Origin of the sequence: Neisseria sp. HMSC058F07, assembly GCF_001810035.1 — a bacterium.
GTDB classification, from domain to species: Bacteria; Pseudomonadota; Gammaproteobacteria; order Burkholderiales; family Neisseriaceae; genus Neisseria; species Neisseria perflava.
The window spans coordinates 117,653-132,790 of the sequence record NZ_KV799696.1; the positions used below are offsets into that span (position 1 = coordinate 117,653).

A 15,138-nucleotide genomic window follows, 5' to 3' on the forward strand; every position below is an offset into this window, starting at 1 on the left:
TTTTGTTGGCAGACAGGTTTCCGGCCAGTTGGGATTTACCGGCAGACAGGGCGTTATTCAAAACGGCACCGTGTTGGGAAACGTTGTACTTGTTATATTGGTTGTGAGAAAGACCTTGAGCCGTCGGTGCGGCAATGTTGACGATGTCAACATTGTGTTGCTGCTGTACCGAAGTTTGGCCGATGGCTTCGATATTGGCGGCTACCGCTGCATTTCCCAGGAATGCAAAGCACACGGCGACAGTTACTTTGCCGGAAGCTGAGAGCTTAGGCTGATATAAAGTGTCGATTTTCATGGATTTTAATCCTTATTTATCGTGATGGAGATTGAATCAGAAATCCCATATCGGGTATTGGATTTCTGTTGAGGAAATTTTTGAATGTATTAACATTGTTATGAATTTTTTTACAATCATACCACCAGTATGGCCTTGTGTGCACTATTTCAAATGCAAATAAAAACCGCCCATCTCATTGATATTAATGGAAAATTAATAACGGTAAGATGGGCGGTTTATATATTGGATAAAAGGATATATATTTACATAACTTTAAAATGGAATGCGTAAAGAAACAGTCACATGATCCTGTTTTTCGCTGTTTGATTGGTTGGGCATGCGCGCAAAACCTTTGCCGTAGTCGGCAGAAAGCTGCCATTTGTCCGCCTTGCCCAAATTCAAACCTGCCACTAAGCCCATGGCACGTTGCGAACCTTCGTTATTGTTTTTGGCAACGCCGATGTCTGCGCCCAGATAAGGCTCGATATAGATGCCGTGGGGCGTATTGCGGCGGAAATAAACGGTATTGCTCAACAAGACTGCGCTGTTTGCGCTCAAAGAAGTTGAACGGAAACCGCGTACATTTTGATAACCGACGATGTCCATTTCTTTGGCGGCAAACAAATCATGCGGGCTATATTGGGCGTCTATTTGGTGATGGTTGCGCACGATCCATTTACCCAATGGACGGTTTTGAATCAAATTGCTCTGCAAGGATACAGAGGTATAACGCTTGTCGAATGGCGTGTGTTCGGTATTTTTCGCAAATCCTTGTTCCACGCCGATATTGTTGAGCCAAATGCCGTTTGGCAGGATGGCTGTATGCGATAGGCCGACTTGTGTCGAATAGACTTCCGGGCTTTGCAATTCCAGTTTGCTGTCGGCAAATTTTGCAGTCTGTTTCACATAATCGATGCCGATATAGGCGGAGGTAATATGTTTTTGACTGCGTGAGAATACGCGGTCTGCTTTGATTCCTGCCGCTTTGGATTGGGAGCGGTAGGCATAACGTGTTACGCTGGGCGTTAAGATGCTTTGCGATTGCGACGCGGCGGCGTAAGTGCTGAATGTCCATGCACCATAAGGAACTTGATAGAACATACTGCCGCCGCGACTGTAATGGCTGTCGTGGTTGTTTAGATTGGTATAGCCGTTTAGATAAAGGGAGTCGCTCAATCCCAACGGGCTGCCGACATTCAGGCTGCCGCGCAGTGTCGTGGTATTGGGTTTGTTGCCTTTATTGTCAATGGTGACGCTGCCGCCCCAATGTTTTTCGGCATCGTTGTTGAGTTGGATTGAGGCGGTGCCGTCATCATGCGGATAAACATCGATGCTGACGTTGTTGCCAGCAACATGGTTTGCCTGTTCGATACCTTGGTCGAGGTATTGAATGTTCAGCGGTTTGCCTTGATGATTGGGGAAGAGGGTGTCGACGTTGACTGTACGGGAGCCGCCGGTAATCTCACGGATTTTGCCTTCGATGACTGCTAATTTCAAAACACGCTCAGGCGTGGTTTCAAATTTGATTTGCGTGTGCGGATAGCCTTGAGCGATATATTCGGCAACGATATCCCGGTTCAGTTGGTTGATGTTGTTTTGATTGATGCATTTGGGGAGCTTGGCTTCAATCTTTTTGGAATCGATGAGCGTAATGCCGGAAAGTTCGATCCCGGTGTAATCCAAACATTCGGTATTGTTTTCAGACGGCACCTCTTGTGCAACCGTGTCGTTATCTTGTTTTTTCTGTAAATCCCATGCCGACTGCTCGCGTTTTTGGATTTCGACCGAATGAATCTGATCGAGATTGTCGCGGAAGTCTTTGTCGAATTGGTTGGGTACGTTTTTATCGATTTGATTAAGCGGATTCGGTGTATTGGCCGCATAGGCGTTTAGCGCGGAGAGAATCAATACGGGCAGGGGAAGAAGGCGGGATTTGTACATGGTGTCGTAATTTTATAGGGATAATAATTGGGTTTATTTTATCGAAAATAGCTGCTTGGGGCGTATCGGTTTTTATCCTTGTCTGCAATCAGGGTTTATTAAGCAACAATGGGATAAATTTTTATGATAATACCATAAAAATATTAAGGGAATTTAAATAACAAAAACCTGCCTTTGAAAAAGCAGGTTTTTTCAGACGGCCTGTGAGCCGTTAAAGATTTTGCAAACGCTCGACAGAAGGCGCGTAGTAGTAAGCACCTGATACGGCTTTAGACAAATATTTCAGCAGTAAGTCGGTTTTGCCGTCTGCATCGCCGAACATATTGAGCAGCTGAACTTCAATATTGTGCAGCGTGTTGCAATAGGAAGTGAACATCAAACCATGTTCGCCGCTGATTTTGCCGAAGGGCAGGCTGCGGCGGACAATTTTCAAGTCAACGCCGTTTTCTTTGACATTGACGCGGCCGAGATGGGAGTCGGGCAGGCGCACGTCTTCGTTGAATTCATCATTGGTTTCTTTGCTGCGGCCTACGCTGGCTTCTTGTTCGGCAGTAGGGACGGCATCCCATTTTTTTAAATCGTGCAGGTATTTTTGCAGCAAAACATAGCTGCCGCCGGTATCGGGCTTGCCTTCGGGAATAATGGCGACATTGCGCACATTGTCATCGCCCTGCGGATTTTCCGTACCATCGACAAAACCGTCCAAGCCGCGGTCTTCATACAGGCGCAGGCCGTGTTCTTCAGTGGATACGCGGATGCTGTCGCCGAATGCGCCTAAAACAGATTGAGCTAAGGCATAGGCGGCTTTTTGCTCGGTGGCTTGAATGTGGATATAGAGATCGTGTTGGGTGGAGGGGGCGAGGCCGTTGCCCAATTCAGGGAAAGGTTTGATTTCGCTGCCTTCGTCAGTATGGCCGAACGATTGCCATGCGCGGCTGCCAAAGGCAATGGTCAAACCCAAAATATCATTTGGAAAACGGGTTTTCAGTTTGGCCAAGGATTCCAAAGAAAGGCGGCAGGCAGATTTGATGTCTTCGTTGCGGCCGTCTGAAATGTCTGCTTCGATAAAAATACCGGCTTGTGCGTGATCAGGAATAATAGCTGATTGAGGGTGGCTCATGATGATTCCTTTCAAAATATTATGGGTTTTTACGCGGGAGATTATACACTGAAAGTTTCAGACGGCCTAAAATCTGCCTTTTGATTTTTTTAGGGCCGGAAAGTCATGTTTGGTAAGATGTTTTTTGTGAGCGTCATTCTGTTGCAAGTGTTTACATTCGGGCTTGGGCGTTCACTGCAATGGCTGTTTGCGCCTTGGATTGGCAAAGTTGGCAGACGTTGGCTAATGGGTATTTCCTATTTCATTACAAACGGCTTGTTGATCGGCTTGCTGCTGGAGTTGGGGCATATGATGTTCCGCGTGGTGGCGTTTTGGATGGTAATCTTGCTGTTTGTGATGTATGCCGCGTTGGTGACATTTATCCTGTATCTTTTGCTGCGCCGTTTTGTGGCACGCCAACCGCTTTCTCGAAGCCTGCGGCTGTTTGCGCCTTTGTTTGTGGCCGGTTTGCTCGGTTTGGGGATGTATAACGCCTATACGCCCGTGGTCCGCCATCAGACTGTATTCATCAATAAGAAAATGGATAAGCCGCTGCGTATCGGCGTGGCCAGCGATTTGCACTTGGGGATTTTGTTTGGCGCGCGTCAATTGGACAAGTTGACGGACATCATGAAGCGGGAAAAAGTCGACATAGTGTTGCTGCCGGGCGATTTGATGGACGATACCGTCGATGCCTACCTTAAAGAAAACATGAAACCACATTTGCAGAAGCTGACTGCGCCGATGGGCGTTTATGCCACTTTGGGCAATCATGACTGGTTCCGCGATCAGAAGCGTATCAAACATGAATTGGAAGCTGCAGGCTTGACGGTTTTGGCCAATCAGGTTTTGGAAGTGAATGGTGTGTTGCTGGTAGGGCGGAGCGATGATTTGGATCGCAAGCGTCCTAGTGCGGAGCAGCTTTTAGAAGGTCAAAATACCCGATTACCGGTTTTATTGATGGACCACCGTCCTACTTCAATCGAAACCCATGCCCGGCTGCCGATTGATGTGCAGGTCTCCGGCCATGTCCACAACGGCCAAGTTGCACCTGCCAACCTTATCGTCCGTACGCTTTATCGTCTTGCTTACGGTTATGAGGCGATCGGCAACGGCCATTTCTTCACCACTTCGGGCTACGGCTTCTGGGGCATTCCCTTGCGTTTGGGTTCGCAATCAGAAGTGTGGGTTATTGACATCAAGTCAAAGCATTGAAATAGAAATATAAACTTCAGGCCGTCTGAATTTCAGACGGCCTTTTTTATGAAAATTGGGAAAAAATATTGAAATTGGATTATAATCGATGTTAATAAAATCAGCCACCGATATGAGTGGCATCATAACTAGGGAACTCACTATGGGCATTATTAGTCTTGCACTTATCTTCGTATCAATCGCCGCCGTCTTATTGTATTTCAAACAACAGTTGAAAGACCGCAAAAAAGACTGTCGCGAATCCTTTGTCTCTTTGCGCATTGCGCTCGACTGCCGACATCAGGCCGTCCGTCATGTATTGGATGCATACAGCAAACATCTGCAAGAGCAGGGCATTGCATCGGATCGAAACGTTCAGCAGATGTGTGCCGAAGTCGAAACTGCATTGGCGCAAACTGCCAAAACATTTTCCGAGTCCAAAATCAAACATCTGTGTGAAGCCGAAACAGCATTGAATCATGCGTTGAAAAAATTGCAAACTGCCGTCAACGGTCTTTTGAAACAGTATCCTGATGAGCAATTGGCGGGTTTGATGGAAATGCTGGATGCAGCAGAAGCGGAAGTTGCATCAGCACGCCGTACTTACAACCGCAGAGCCGGAAGTTACAACCATCATTTAAACAAGCTGCCCAACCGCCTTGTCGCCAAGCCATTAGGCTTTGACAAGCAGGCAGGATTGGTTCGTTTCACGGAAAATCAAACGCAACGCATGAGCAGCAATATGTTAGCTTAAAAATTAAGCAGTTTGCTGAATAAGTGATACACAAAAGGCCGTCTGAAATATTAATTTCAGACGGCCTTTTGTTTACTGTTAATGAAAAATACTTAGGCTTTGGCCAATTTATTGGGCAAAGCGGATCAGGCTGTCGGCAAGCTTATCGGCTGCAGTTTCGTAACCTTGTGCAGAGAAGTGAACGCCGTCTTTGGCTGCCAAGCCTTGAGCCATCCAGCTTTTCATGCTGCATGCGCCCCCCATTGCATCTTGCCAAGACCAGAACATGATTTTTTCGTCACGGGCAACGCGTTGCTGCATTTGTTGTACTTCGCTGAGCAAGACCGGACGGTTGCCGCAGCTGCCGTAGGCGGTTTTCAAAGATTCCGGAGCGCCGAGGATCAGGATACCTGCGTTGGGCAGGGTGTTTTTGATTTGACGGATGTAATTGCGCCATGTCCGTTCGGTAGAGGAAATATCGAGATTGCCGGAAAAGGCTTCATTGGTACCGTAGGCAAGGATGATTAAATCGGCTTTGGTTTGTGCCAAATCTTCCCACATACCCGGCCGCCATTTTGACCATTGGGATAACTGCGCGCCGTTGATGCCCATGGCGGAAACGGTTACGCCGCGTCCGGGGCGTTCGATATTAATGAAACCGATTTGCCAAGGCATGCTGCTGCTGAGGGTCATCGGCAGGGAAGCGTTGGTATGCAACAGTTGCCAGCCGTTTTGTGTGGCAGGGATTTCGCGGCCGTTGACGGTCAGGGTTTGCTCTGACCAAACCGGTTTGCCGAAAATGGAGATTTGTTGCATATCCATGCTGCCGTCGGCTGCGCTTAAGGTAACGCTGCCGCCATCGGCGCGTGCTTCAATACCGCCGAAAGAAAAATCGCTGTATGATTTGCGGCTGCTGATGGTGTTCCAACCGCTGCCGTTGTAACGGACGGTTGCCATGCGCTGGCCTTTGACGGTGTTGGGATAAACCCAACCGATGCCGCCGTTGCCCCATTGTTGTTGTAAACGGCGGCGCAGGCGGTCGGTGAAATAGTCGCCGGCGGTGTGGGAGTCGCCGACTTGGATAATGCGGAATTTGCCGTCTGAAGTATGGTTGAGCTGTTGCAGTTTGTTCAGCCAGGCAGGGTGGTTGGAGCCGTAGTTGCTTAACAGGCCGTCATTGGTTGCGCAGGCGGTAATAGGGAGTGCGAGAAGCGTGAGGAGTAAGGTTTTATTAAATTTCATGGTTGTGTATCGTGTGTAAAATTAATTTTTTCCATAATTTTTCCGGCCAATAGTTTTTGGCCTTCTGCGGAAAAGTGAATGCCGTCCTTGCTGCGGTAACGGATGATTTTTCCATCTACTTTGACAGAGTCGGCATATTCTTCTGCGCCATTGCTCAACAGTTTGTCGGTAGGCAACCAAATGGCTTGAGGCGACACCGTACCCGACAGGATTTTGTCGAGGTAGCGCATCTGTTCATTGAGCTTGGCTTTTTTCATGTAAGGAATGCCCAGCCAAATGACTTGGACATCATGTGCGGAGGCTGCATCAAGAATACGGCGGACGCGGTTGAGGTATTCTGCCTCCCATTCGGGGGAGGCGAATTTCAGGTATTTTTTACCCATCGGGAAATCCCAAGGGTCGTTTGGGCCTAAGAATACAACCAAAACGCGGATATCGGGTTCTTTTTGCAAAGTTTGTTCGATGGTTTTCGGCCAGTCGAAGAAATTGGGGTAGGACAAACCGGTACTTTGTTTACTGAGGTTGACCGATTGTACGCCATATTCTTGCTTGAGGTGTTTTTGTACGAAAGGTGCAACGCCCTGCATCAGCGAGTCGCCGGCAAAGAAAACTTTGTTGCCTTTTTTCAATACAACCTGCGTTGCCGACTGATCAGCCTGATTGCTTGGCTCGCTGGCTGTGGTATCTGTATTGTTAGTCGCATCGGAAGCAGCAGAGTCTTTTTGATTGTCGGATACTTCAATGTTTTCCGTATTTTCAGACGGCCTTGTTGCTTCAATGCCAGAGTCTTCCGAAGCCAAAGCGTCTTCCGTTTCCAGTGAAGCTTTCAGGCCGTCTGAAAATTCGTAGGCTTTTTGTTGCCAATCCGCACCGATACGCCACCAAGCGTATTCGGATAAAGGCTCAAGCGGACTGTTCTCATGATAGGTCTGCTGCCAATAGGCATTGATGGAGTTTTGGGCAAACCACGTCAGCGCAACCGCACTGAGCAGAATAGAAACAAACAGGGAGATAAAGCGTTTCATGTTCTGCTCCTTAGAAGTTGGCGTAAATAAAGCCGGGAATGCCGGACGGGGCGAAGATGATAATTAGGGCGAGGATAAGTGTGATGGGAATAAACCACAGCCATGCAGGCAGTTTGTCCAAGCCTTTTACCGATGCTTCAAATAAGCGAAGCAAATACGGGTACAGCGAAAGCATCATCGCAAATGTACCCAGCAACATGAGGTCGGTCGGCAGAGGCGCGTTCCAACCTTTGTCATTGGCAAATAATGCGCTGAACAGCATTTCCGTATCGGCAAGCGTTGCGCTGTTGAACACGACAAAAGCGAAACAAACGAAATGGAAGGTAAACAGCCAGGCGAGCGGTTTGCCGATTTTCAGACGGCCTAAGGCATTGCGGCCGACGATTTTGTCGCCGCAGTTAAGGAATACCAAAGCCGCACCGTGCAGCGCGCCCCAAATCAAAAAGCTCCAGCCGTAGCCATGCCAAATGCCGGAAAGCAACATGGCAATCATCAGATTGAGTTGGGTACGTCCGAAGCCTTTTTTGCTGCCGCCCAAAGGAATATAGATATAGTCGCGAATCCAAGTGGACAGGCTGATGTGCCATCTGTCCCAGAAGTCGCGGATGTTGATGGCGCGAAGCGGCGCGGCAAAGTTTTTCGGCAGCTGGAAGCCGAGCAGCATGGCCAAGCCGATGACTAAATCCGAGTAGCCGGAAAAGTCGAAAAAGAGTTGGAAGGTGTAGCCATAAATCGCAGACAACACGCCCCAGCCGTCGAACTGGGCCGGATTTTCAAAAACAGGCGATACCCAGCCTTCTGCCAATACGCCGGCAAGCCACCACTTTTTGGCAATGCCCAATACAATCAGGCCGACCGCCAAAGCCGGATAAATCAGCTGGCGTGCTTGTTTGGTGCGGATTTGCGCCAATGCGCCCGCTTGTTCGCCGTCTATGCTTTTAAAAGCGGCCGCACGGATAATCGGGCCGGATGTGATGGTGGGGAAGAAGCTCAGATGCAGTAGGAGCTCGTGCCATTCAAAACGGTCTCCTTTAGGCTTGCGGTAGCAATACACTAAGTAAGCCAGCGATTGGAAAGTGTAATAAGACAAGCCCAAGGGCAAAAGGATATCGATGACGGCGCTTTGCCCCGTATATTGCTGAATAATCGGGCGGAAAAAGTCGAAATATTTGAAGAAACACAAAACAGTCAATGCCGCCGAAATACCGCAACCCAGCCAAAATTTGCGGATATTCTCGTTTTCAGAAAACATCAGTACGCTGACCAGGTAAACCACAGACGAGTAAACCAAAATCAGCGCGGCAAAAATAGGGTCGATACGGTAAAGCCAGCCTAGCCCGGCAACCAAAAGTAAAACGTTTTGAACTTGCGGCAAACGCGCAAATGCCCAGTACAAGGGCAAAAATACGATAAAGAATACCGCAAACTCAATAGACAGCAACGGCATGACAATTCCTTGATGTGTTTAAACTTTCAAACTTTTCGATTGATTGTTATTTTTTGGCGTTAAGTTTGGCACGGATGACTTCGACTACCGCAGGTAAAATCGAAATCACGATGATTGCCGCCATGACTAAGCCCAGATTGTTTTTGACGACGGGGATATTGGCGAAGAAGTAGCCTGCATAGGAAAACGACAATACCCACAACACCGCGCCGATAATGTTGTAACGGATAAACGTCGCGTAGTGCATATCGCCCATACCGGCGACAAATGGCGCAAACGTCCGCACAATTGGCACAAAGCGGGCAATGATGATGGTTTTGCCGCCGTGTTTTTCATAGAACGCATGGGTTTTTTCCAAATACGAACGGCGGAAAATTTTGGAATCAGGATTGGCAAACAGTTTTTGTCCAAAATATTTGCCAATCATAAAGTTGGCCGCATCGCCTAGAATGGCGGCCGCTAAGAGCAGCAATACCATGACGTGGATGTTCATGCCGCCGATGGCCGCAATACCGCCGGCAGCAAACAGCAGCGAGTCGCCGGGCAAAAATGGCGTTACGACCAAACCGGTTTCGCAGAAAATCACAACAAACAAAATCGCGTAAATCCACGGGCCGTATTGGGAGGAAAGGTGGACAAGGTGTTGGTCGATATGGAGGATGAAATCAATAAGGGTAGAAATCACTAGGGTTCCCCAAATAAAAAGGCCGTCTGAAAAAGAACAGACAAATGTTTCGGCGAGAAGTTCGACATTGTAAAACCAAAGCGGAATAAAACCAATGCCGTAAGCGCGTCAAGATATGTTTAGAAGTGCAGATATGTTGCAGGTATAGGCTTCAGACGGCCTTTATCCTTGATGGTGGACGGCAAAACAACGTAAAATAAAGCCGATTTCAACCTAACCGGTGCGCCTTTGTGAACCAGCTCATCTTCGATTTTGCCAGCCATGATTATCCCGGCTTCGACAAATTTTTGGGAACAGAAAATGCCGAGCTGGTGTATGTGTTGCAGCACAAACATGGGCAATGTATCTATGTTTGGGGCGAAGAGGGCGCAGGTAAAAGCCATCTCTTGCAGGCATGGGTCGCACAGGCGCTCGATGCCGGACGAAATGCCCTCTATATTGATGCCGCCGCCACGCCGCTGACAGAAGCCGCATTGGATGCGGAATATCTTGCCATTGACCAAATCGAAAAGCTTAATAATGAAGAACAGGCTTTACTGTTTGCCATATTCAACCGCTTCCGCAACAGCGGCAAAGGCTTTTTGCTTTTGAGTTCCGAATATACGCCGCAGCAACTCGTTATCCGCGAAGACCTGCGCACACGCATGGCGTATTGCTTGGTTTACGAAGTCAAACCGCTGACCGACCGGGAAAAAATCGATGCGCTCGTCAGCATGGCTGCCGCCCGTCAGGTAACCATCGATCCGGAAATCTTCGAATACCTGCTGAACCATTGGCGGCGCGATATGGACAGCCTGATGCAAATGCTCGATACCCTCGACAACTACGCCGTTATGATGGGCAAGCGCATTACTTTGCCGCTTTTGCGCCAGCTTTTAAAACAACAGGAAACCCAATGAAAAACCTTGCCATTTTCGACCTCGACAATACCTTGATCAATACCGATTCGGATCACTCCTGGCCGCAATACCTGATTAAAAAAGGTATAGTCGATGCGGCTGAAACCGAGGCGCAAAATGAAAAGTTTTACCAAGACTATCAAAACGGTTGTCTTGATATCGATGCCTTCCTCAAATTCCATCTCGCGCCTTTAGCCCGTTTCAGCAAGGAGGAATTGGCTGAGTTTCATCGCGAGTTTATGGCCGAATATATTGTCCCGTATATTTCTCCGATGCAGCGTATGTTGGTGCAAAGCCATCAAATGGCGGGTGACGAAATGTTGGTTATTTCTTCGACCAACGAATTTATCATTACTCCAATCTGTCATCTTTTCGGCATTCACAACATTATCGGTACACAGCTTGAAATCGGCGAAGACGGCCGATATACCGGCAACTATGTCGGTACGCCCAGCCTGAAAGAAGGCAAAATTACCCGATTGAACCAATGGCTTGCCGAGCGTGGCGAGACATTTGAAAGCTACGGTAAAGTTTATTTTTACAGCGACTCCAAAAACGACTTGCCTTTGTTGCGTATTGTGGACGAACCTGTCGCCGTCAATCCGGATGCCGAGCTGGAAAAAGAAGCCAAAGCAAAAGGTTGGCCGATTTTGAATTTCAAATAACGACGAATCAGGCCGTCTGAAATATTTAACCTAATCACAACCCTAATAAGGACTAAAACATGAAAACGACTAAACTCCTCGCCTCAGCCCTGTTGTTTGCCGCTGTATTCGGTACTGCTCAAGCAGCCGATACCGAAACTCTGGAAGCCATGAAAGCGCAAAACGGCAGCGTTAAAACCGTTTTGATGGATGTCTTCACAACACCTGCCGGCGATGTTGACCGCGTAAATATCATTCAATCCAGCGGCAATCCTGAAATGGACGAACGCGCAGTGAAAAGCGTTTCCAAATATCCTTATCCGAAACGCAAAACCGCATCTAAATACCAACACACTGTTACTTTTGAAACCAATGTTGAAGTAATCAACAACTGATTCGGACGCAAGGCCGTCTGAAAAACAGAAGGCGTTTTGATTGGGAAATTCTCTGTCAAAACGCCGTTTTATTTTTTAAACAAGTATAACCAAAATTGCCGTAAAACCACACGCTCCGGTGCTATACTAAAACAAATAAACCGCTTCATCACACATCATGTCTCCCCGTCCAGTTACCATTACTTCCTACAATATGCACAAAGGCATGTCTGCGCTCAACCGCAAAGTGCAAGTCAACCGCATGGCTGACGCGCTGGGTGCATTGGGTTCGGATGTTTTGTTTTTACAAGAAGTCCAAGGACAACATCTCAACAGAAGCCGCCGTACCGACTTTCCCGATGCACCGCATTACGACATCATCGGCGACAGCCTCGATTATCATCGCAGCTACGGCAAAAATGCCGTCTATCCCAAACGACACCACGGCAACGCCATTCTCAGCCGCCTGCCGCTGAAAACGGAAAACAACCTCAACATCAGCGTTAATAAACTCGAACAACGCGGCCTGTTGCATTGTGAGGTCGTACCCGAAGGTTGGGAAGATCCGCTGGTGTGTCTGTGCGTCCACCTCAATCTGCGCGAGCCAGACCGCCTCAAACAATACCGAGCCATCAGCGACTACGTTGGCCGGTACATTCGTCCGGAAAGCCCTTTGATTATTGCCGGCGATTTTAATGACTGGCGGCAGAAATCAGCGCGTGAGCTGGGCAGTGCATTAGATTTGAACGAAGTATTTGTCGATAATACAGGCAAACGCCCCAAAACCTTCCCTTCGCGCCTGCCCATCCTCAGCCTCGACCGCATTTATACGCGCAATCTTGATGTCATCGATTCTGAAATTCACAACAGTAAAGACTGGCAACATTTGTCAGATCATCTGCCATTGAGTGTAACGGTTAGGCCGCATCGTAAAATGAATATGAAATCAGATAGAAAAATGTAAGGCTGAAATTTTTTAAAGCAAAGTACTATTGGCAATGTATCGAAAGAAAAAGTTTTTTCACTCAGATATTTGAGACAAAAACAGGCCGTCTTAAAAGTTTCAGACGGCCTGTTTAAGTTTATAAAAAAGCGCAAACCTTTTTAAATCAAAAATTTGCGCTTCAAATCTGGTGGAGGCGGGGTCAATCGTACTTTGAACTTAACTTATTGATTTAAATATAATCATATTCTTGTTTTCGGTAAAAGTTACCCCAAAAGTTACCCCAAAACTTTAAGGTAGGGGCATTTTTTTGGCACTATTTACCCCTTGTCAGATTGCCAGTTTAAGCTGTTTGGGTGGCAGGGGCAAAAATATTTTGTGGCATTTCTGCCAAGCTGTGAAATATGGTCTGATTGTAACACCAGCAATCACGCGCCGTCTTGTGGGCTGGTGCTTGCCCTATTTTTCCAGCCGTCCGATATTGGTAGGTGTAGTCATATGCCTACACCCATACTGGTGTTTGCTCTATTTTTTCCAGCCGTCCGATATTGTCTTTCGGGCTGCTCTTGTCTGTATCAGTTCTGCCGTTCATTTGCCCGCAAAAAAAAGCGTATATATACAAAAAAACGCAAAAATCGTTTGTTACCTTGTTACCAATGGCTGAAAGGCTTGTCATTCGTGGCTTTCGTGGTAACAAAATACATATCTTAACCTTGTTACCATTTGTTACCGCCCCTGTTTTTTAAACGCAACCATATGAATATAAAAGGGTAACAAGTGGTAACAAATCGGTAACAAGTAAATTTATGTTCATTTGTTACCGTTTTTTCTGTGTTTTTATATTTATATTCATATAGTTATAAGTGTTAAGTTTTGTGGTAACAAAGGTAACAAGTGATTTTGCCTCGCGCATATAGTTTTATCTATTCGCGCGTTTCGGTCTCCTTTCCTTTTTATGGGCTCCAAAAATTCAAGGGGCTGCATTATTGATTACGCGCGCGCGTATTGGTGTCGAAATTATTTATTCCTTGTCTGTCTTTGTTGGTCATGGCGTAAATAGGCTAAAATTTCGCTGTAAGCGTGTTTCGTTGATTTGGTAGGGTAGGGATAGGGAAAGGGTTGAACAGCCCTAATTTTTGAGATTTAGGGGCTTCCTGTCGATTTTATGCTTTATAAGTAGGTCTGCTTGAATGTTTGGACGTAAAAAAGCCCGCCTGTGTTGGTCATGGCGGGCTTGGTTGGGATTTTGGAATTAACCCCATGTAAATGATTAGTCGTCCAGTTCTATATTTGTAGCTAAAACATGAAACCAGCCGTTACCTTTCCGCTGGTGTTGGTAGCCTCTGTTTTTGTGGTTATATTTCAACAATCCATTATCTGCCAATACGCGGCAAACTTTCGCTTCATCGAAACTTTGGGCGATTTCATCGGCAAAGACACGGCGGATTACCCATAATTCCAATTTTTCCCCCTCCTGTTTCCTATATCCTGCATGGTCTTTATTGGTGCTTTTATCGCTCCATTCCATAAACCGCGTGCCTAATGCGTGTTGGGCGATAAAATCCTCTGCCTGCTCAATGATTCGGCGGTCTTCGTGTTTTCCTGCTCCGTTGGCTTCCAGCCATTCATCAAAGCATTTTTTCACGCCTGCCATGCCTACACCTACGGGCAAGCCGGTAACAGGGGCGGCAAGTTCCAAAGCAGCGGCGGCAATCGCAAAGCGTTTTGCTACTCTTCGCGCCTGTCCTGATAGTTCGGGAATGGTTGCCATAAATGCGGCCATGCGCTCCGTTGCCTGCTGTTTGGCTTGCTCTAGGTCGTCTAAAAGCTGTCGGATAAATAGTCTTCCTGCCGTTCCATGATATTTTTCTGCTGATTGGGCGATATGCTCACTCAACAATGCGCCATCTTCAAATCCATGCAATGTGTCATAAATGCCGTATTGCGCGGCGGCTCTGATACTAGGCAGGCGGGCGGCTTGTCCTGCGTTCCAATCGCCCTTATGGTGTTTCAAGATGGAATCGGGGGTCTTTTCGCCAGTGGAAAACATCATCACTTTCCAGCGGCTTAAAGCGCGGTTTCCGCCTTGTTTTGCGCCTTGCACTTTGTTGATACCATTCATAACGCTATAAACAGTATCGCCGATAACGTGCGGGCTTGCCTGTCCTATTTCGTCCAACACCAGCAAGCCATCATTGCGGGCGGCGGCTGTGTTGGAAAAGCCTATTTTCGTACCGCTCCAAGACAACAGGCTGCCTGATGGTTTGCCCCATACGCTCAAGGCTACTTTTGCGGCTGTGGTTTTGCCGTCTGAAGAATCGCCCATCAAGTGGAAGCCCCCCGATTCTTCGTTTAACAGGGAAAGCAACGGAGCGGCAAATGAAGCTCCCAAAGCAAGGCACAAACGGCTATTTCCTACTGCATATCGGGCTATGTTTTGTTGCCAGTCGGTAAGCTCTCCGTTTGGCTGATATGCCTTTGCTTGGCTGGTGTCGCCGTTGTAGATAATGGCGGGGTTTTTGTCGGTCGCTGTGATGGTTTCCCCGCTGGGCATAATGTAGCTGTCTTCGTGCCAGCCTGCGCGGTCGGTAATGGTAAAGGCTGTCTGGCTTCCCTCTTTCTGCAAATAGTCTGC

General features: G+C 47.6%; 14 protein-coding genes. 6 read left to right on the plus strand and 8 right to left on the minus strand.

Going from position 1 to position 15,138, the window contains the following annotated elements; translation table 11 throughout:
* The 3 genes from HMPREF2696_RS07865 to HMPREF2696_RS07875 form a co-directional block, all read right to left on the minus strand.
* A partial coding sequence (locus HMPREF2696_RS07865; protein ID WP_141746358.1) for a filamentous hemagglutinin N-terminal domain-containing protein occupies positions 1-295 on the minus strand: 295 nt, incomplete at its 3' end.
* A 255-nt stretch (positions 296-550) separates the two neighbouring features.
* The gene (locus HMPREF2696_RS07870; RefSeq protein WP_049343965.1) at positions 551-2,218 is read right to left on the minus strand and encodes a ShlB/FhaC/HecB family hemolysin secretion/activation protein; all 1,668 of its coding nucleotides are present in this window, start codon (positions 2,216-2,218) and stop codon (positions 551-553) included.
* 211 nt (positions 2,219-2,429) lie between these two features.
* Positions 2,430-3,338, minus strand: a complete 909-nt coding sequence (locus HMPREF2696_RS07875) for a Dyp-type peroxidase (protein ID WP_049343964.1) — start codon at positions 3,336-3,338, stop codon at positions 2,430-2,432.
* A gap of 105 nt (positions 3,339-3,443) precedes the next feature.
* Between HMPREF2696_RS07875 and HMPREF2696_RS07880 the strand changes: the two genes are divergently transcribed.
* On the plus strand, positions 3,444-4,532 hold the full coding sequence (locus tag HMPREF2696_RS07880; protein ID WP_070504789.1) for a metallophosphoesterase: 1,089 nt from the start codon (positions 3,444-3,446) through the stop codon (positions 4,530-4,532).
* A 142-nt stretch (positions 4,533-4,674) separates the two neighbouring features.
* Positions 4,675-5,265, plus strand: a complete 591-nt coding sequence (locus HMPREF2696_RS07885) for a LemA family protein (RefSeq protein ID WP_039862166.1) — start codon at positions 4,675-4,677, stop codon at positions 5,263-5,265.
* A 108-nt stretch (positions 5,266-5,373) separates the two neighbouring features.
* On the opposite strand, the gene HMPREF2696_RS07890 is transcribed toward HMPREF2696_RS07885, so the two are convergent.
* From HMPREF2696_RS07890 to HMPREF2696_RS07905, 4 genes are read right to left on the minus strand one after another with little or no spacing between them, the layout of a single operon-like run.
* The gene (locus tag HMPREF2696_RS07890) at positions 5,374-6,486 is read right to left on the minus strand and encodes an SGNH/GDSL hydrolase family protein (RefSeq protein ID WP_004519876.1); all 1,113 of its coding nucleotides are present in this window, start codon (positions 6,484-6,486) and stop codon (positions 5,374-5,376) included.
* Complete coding sequence (gene patB, locus HMPREF2696_RS07895; RefSeq protein ID WP_004519875.1) at positions 6,483-7,511, minus strand: peptidoglycan O-acetyltransferase PatB; 1,029 nt, start codon at positions 7,509-7,511, stop codon at positions 6,483-6,485. The genes HMPREF2696_RS07890 and patB overlap by 4 nt, the downstream gene beginning before the upstream one ends.
* Before the next feature lie 10 nt (positions 7,512-7,521).
* Complete coding sequence (locus tag HMPREF2696_RS07900) at positions 7,522-8,958, minus strand: MBOAT family O-acyltransferase (RefSeq protein WP_049336334.1); 1,437 nt, start codon at positions 8,956-8,958, stop codon at positions 7,522-7,524.
* 46 nt (positions 8,959-9,004) lie between these two features.
* Positions 9,005-9,643, minus strand: coding sequence for a DedA family protein (locus HMPREF2696_RS07905; RefSeq protein WP_004519872.1), 639 nt, complete (start codon positions 9,641-9,643; stop codon positions 9,005-9,007).
* Positions 9,644-9,873: 230 nt separating this feature from the next.
* Here HMPREF2696_RS07905 and hda point away from each other — a divergent pair, with 230 nt between their 5' ends.
* The 4 genes from hda to HMPREF2696_RS07925 all read left to right on the plus strand — a co-directional run bounded on the left by hda (position 9,874) and on the right by HMPREF2696_RS07925 (position 12,524).
* Positions 9,874-10,542: a DnaA regulatory inactivator Hda gene (gene hda / locus HMPREF2696_RS07910; RefSeq protein WP_004519871.1), complete on the plus strand. Its 669-nt coding sequence runs from the start codon at positions 9,874-9,876 to the stop codon at positions 10,540-10,542.
* A complete protein-coding gene (locus HMPREF2696_RS07915) occupies positions 10,539-11,207 on the plus strand; it encodes a histidinol-phosphatase (protein WP_004519869.1) in 669 nt (222 codons plus the stop codon). Before hda ends, HMPREF2696_RS07915 begins: the two co-directional genes overlap by 4 nt.
* 59 nt (positions 11,208-11,266) lie before the next feature.
* Positions 11,267-11,581: a TonB family protein gene (locus HMPREF2696_RS07920; RefSeq protein ID WP_004519868.1), complete on the plus strand. Its 315-nt coding sequence runs from the start codon at positions 11,267-11,269 to the stop codon at positions 11,579-11,581.
* Positions 11,582-11,738: 157 nt separating this feature from the next.
* A complete protein-coding gene (locus HMPREF2696_RS07925) occupies positions 11,739-12,524 on the plus strand; it encodes an endonuclease/exonuclease/phosphatase family protein (RefSeq protein WP_039862165.1) in 786 nt (261 codons plus the stop codon).
* A gap of 1,249 nt (positions 12,525-13,773) precedes the next feature.
* Here the strand turns inward: HMPREF2696_RS07925 and HMPREF2696_RS07930 are convergent.
* Positions 13,774-15,138, minus strand: a 1,365-nt coding sequence (locus HMPREF2696_RS07930; protein ID WP_249967841.1) for a DUF927 domain-containing protein, incomplete at its 5' end; no start/stop codon positions are given.

What these genes read in the sequence shown, in the direction of transcription:
- HMPREF2696_RS07925 (WP_039862165.1), top strand. Translation starts at nt 11,739, where the DNA reads ATGTCTCCCCGTCCAGTTACCATTACTTCCTACAATATGCACAAAGGC.
- HMPREF2696_RS07915 (WP_004519869.1), top strand. Translation starts at nt 10,539, where the DNA reads ATGAAAAACCTTGCCATTTTCGACCTCGACAATACCTTGATCAATACC.
- HMPREF2696_RS07875 (WP_049343964.1), bottom strand. Translation starts at nt 3,338, where the DNA reads ATGAGCCACCCTCAATCAGCTATTATTCCTGATCACGCACAAGCCGGT.
- HMPREF2696_RS07900 (WP_049336334.1), bottom strand. Translation starts at nt 8,958, where the DNA reads ATGCCGTTGCTGTCTATTGAGTTTGCGGTATTCTTTATCGTATTTTTG.
- patB (WP_004519875.1), bottom strand. Translation starts at nt 7,511, where the DNA reads ATGAAACGCTTTATCTCCCTGTTTGTTTCTATTCTGCTCAGTGCGGTT.
- HMPREF2696_RS07885 (WP_039862166.1), top strand. Translation starts at nt 4,675, where the DNA reads ATGGGCATTATTAGTCTTGCACTTATCTTCGTATCAATCGCCGCCGTC.
- HMPREF2696_RS07890 (WP_004519876.1), bottom strand. Translation starts at nt 6,486, where the DNA reads ATGAAATTTAATAAAACCTTACTCCTCACGCTTCTCGCACTCCCTATT.
- HMPREF2696_RS07870 (WP_049343965.1), bottom strand. Translation starts at nt 2,218, where the DNA reads ATGTACAAATCCCGCCTTCTTCCCCTGCCCGTATTGATTCTCTCCGCG.
- HMPREF2696_RS07880 (WP_070504789.1), top strand. Translation starts at nt 3,444, where the DNA reads ATGTTTGGTAAGATGTTTTTTGTGAGCGTCATTCTGTTGCAAGTGTTT.
- HMPREF2696_RS07920 (WP_004519868.1), top strand. Translation starts at nt 11,267, where the DNA reads ATGAAAACGACTAAACTCCTCGCCTCAGCCCTGTTGTTTGCCGCTGTA.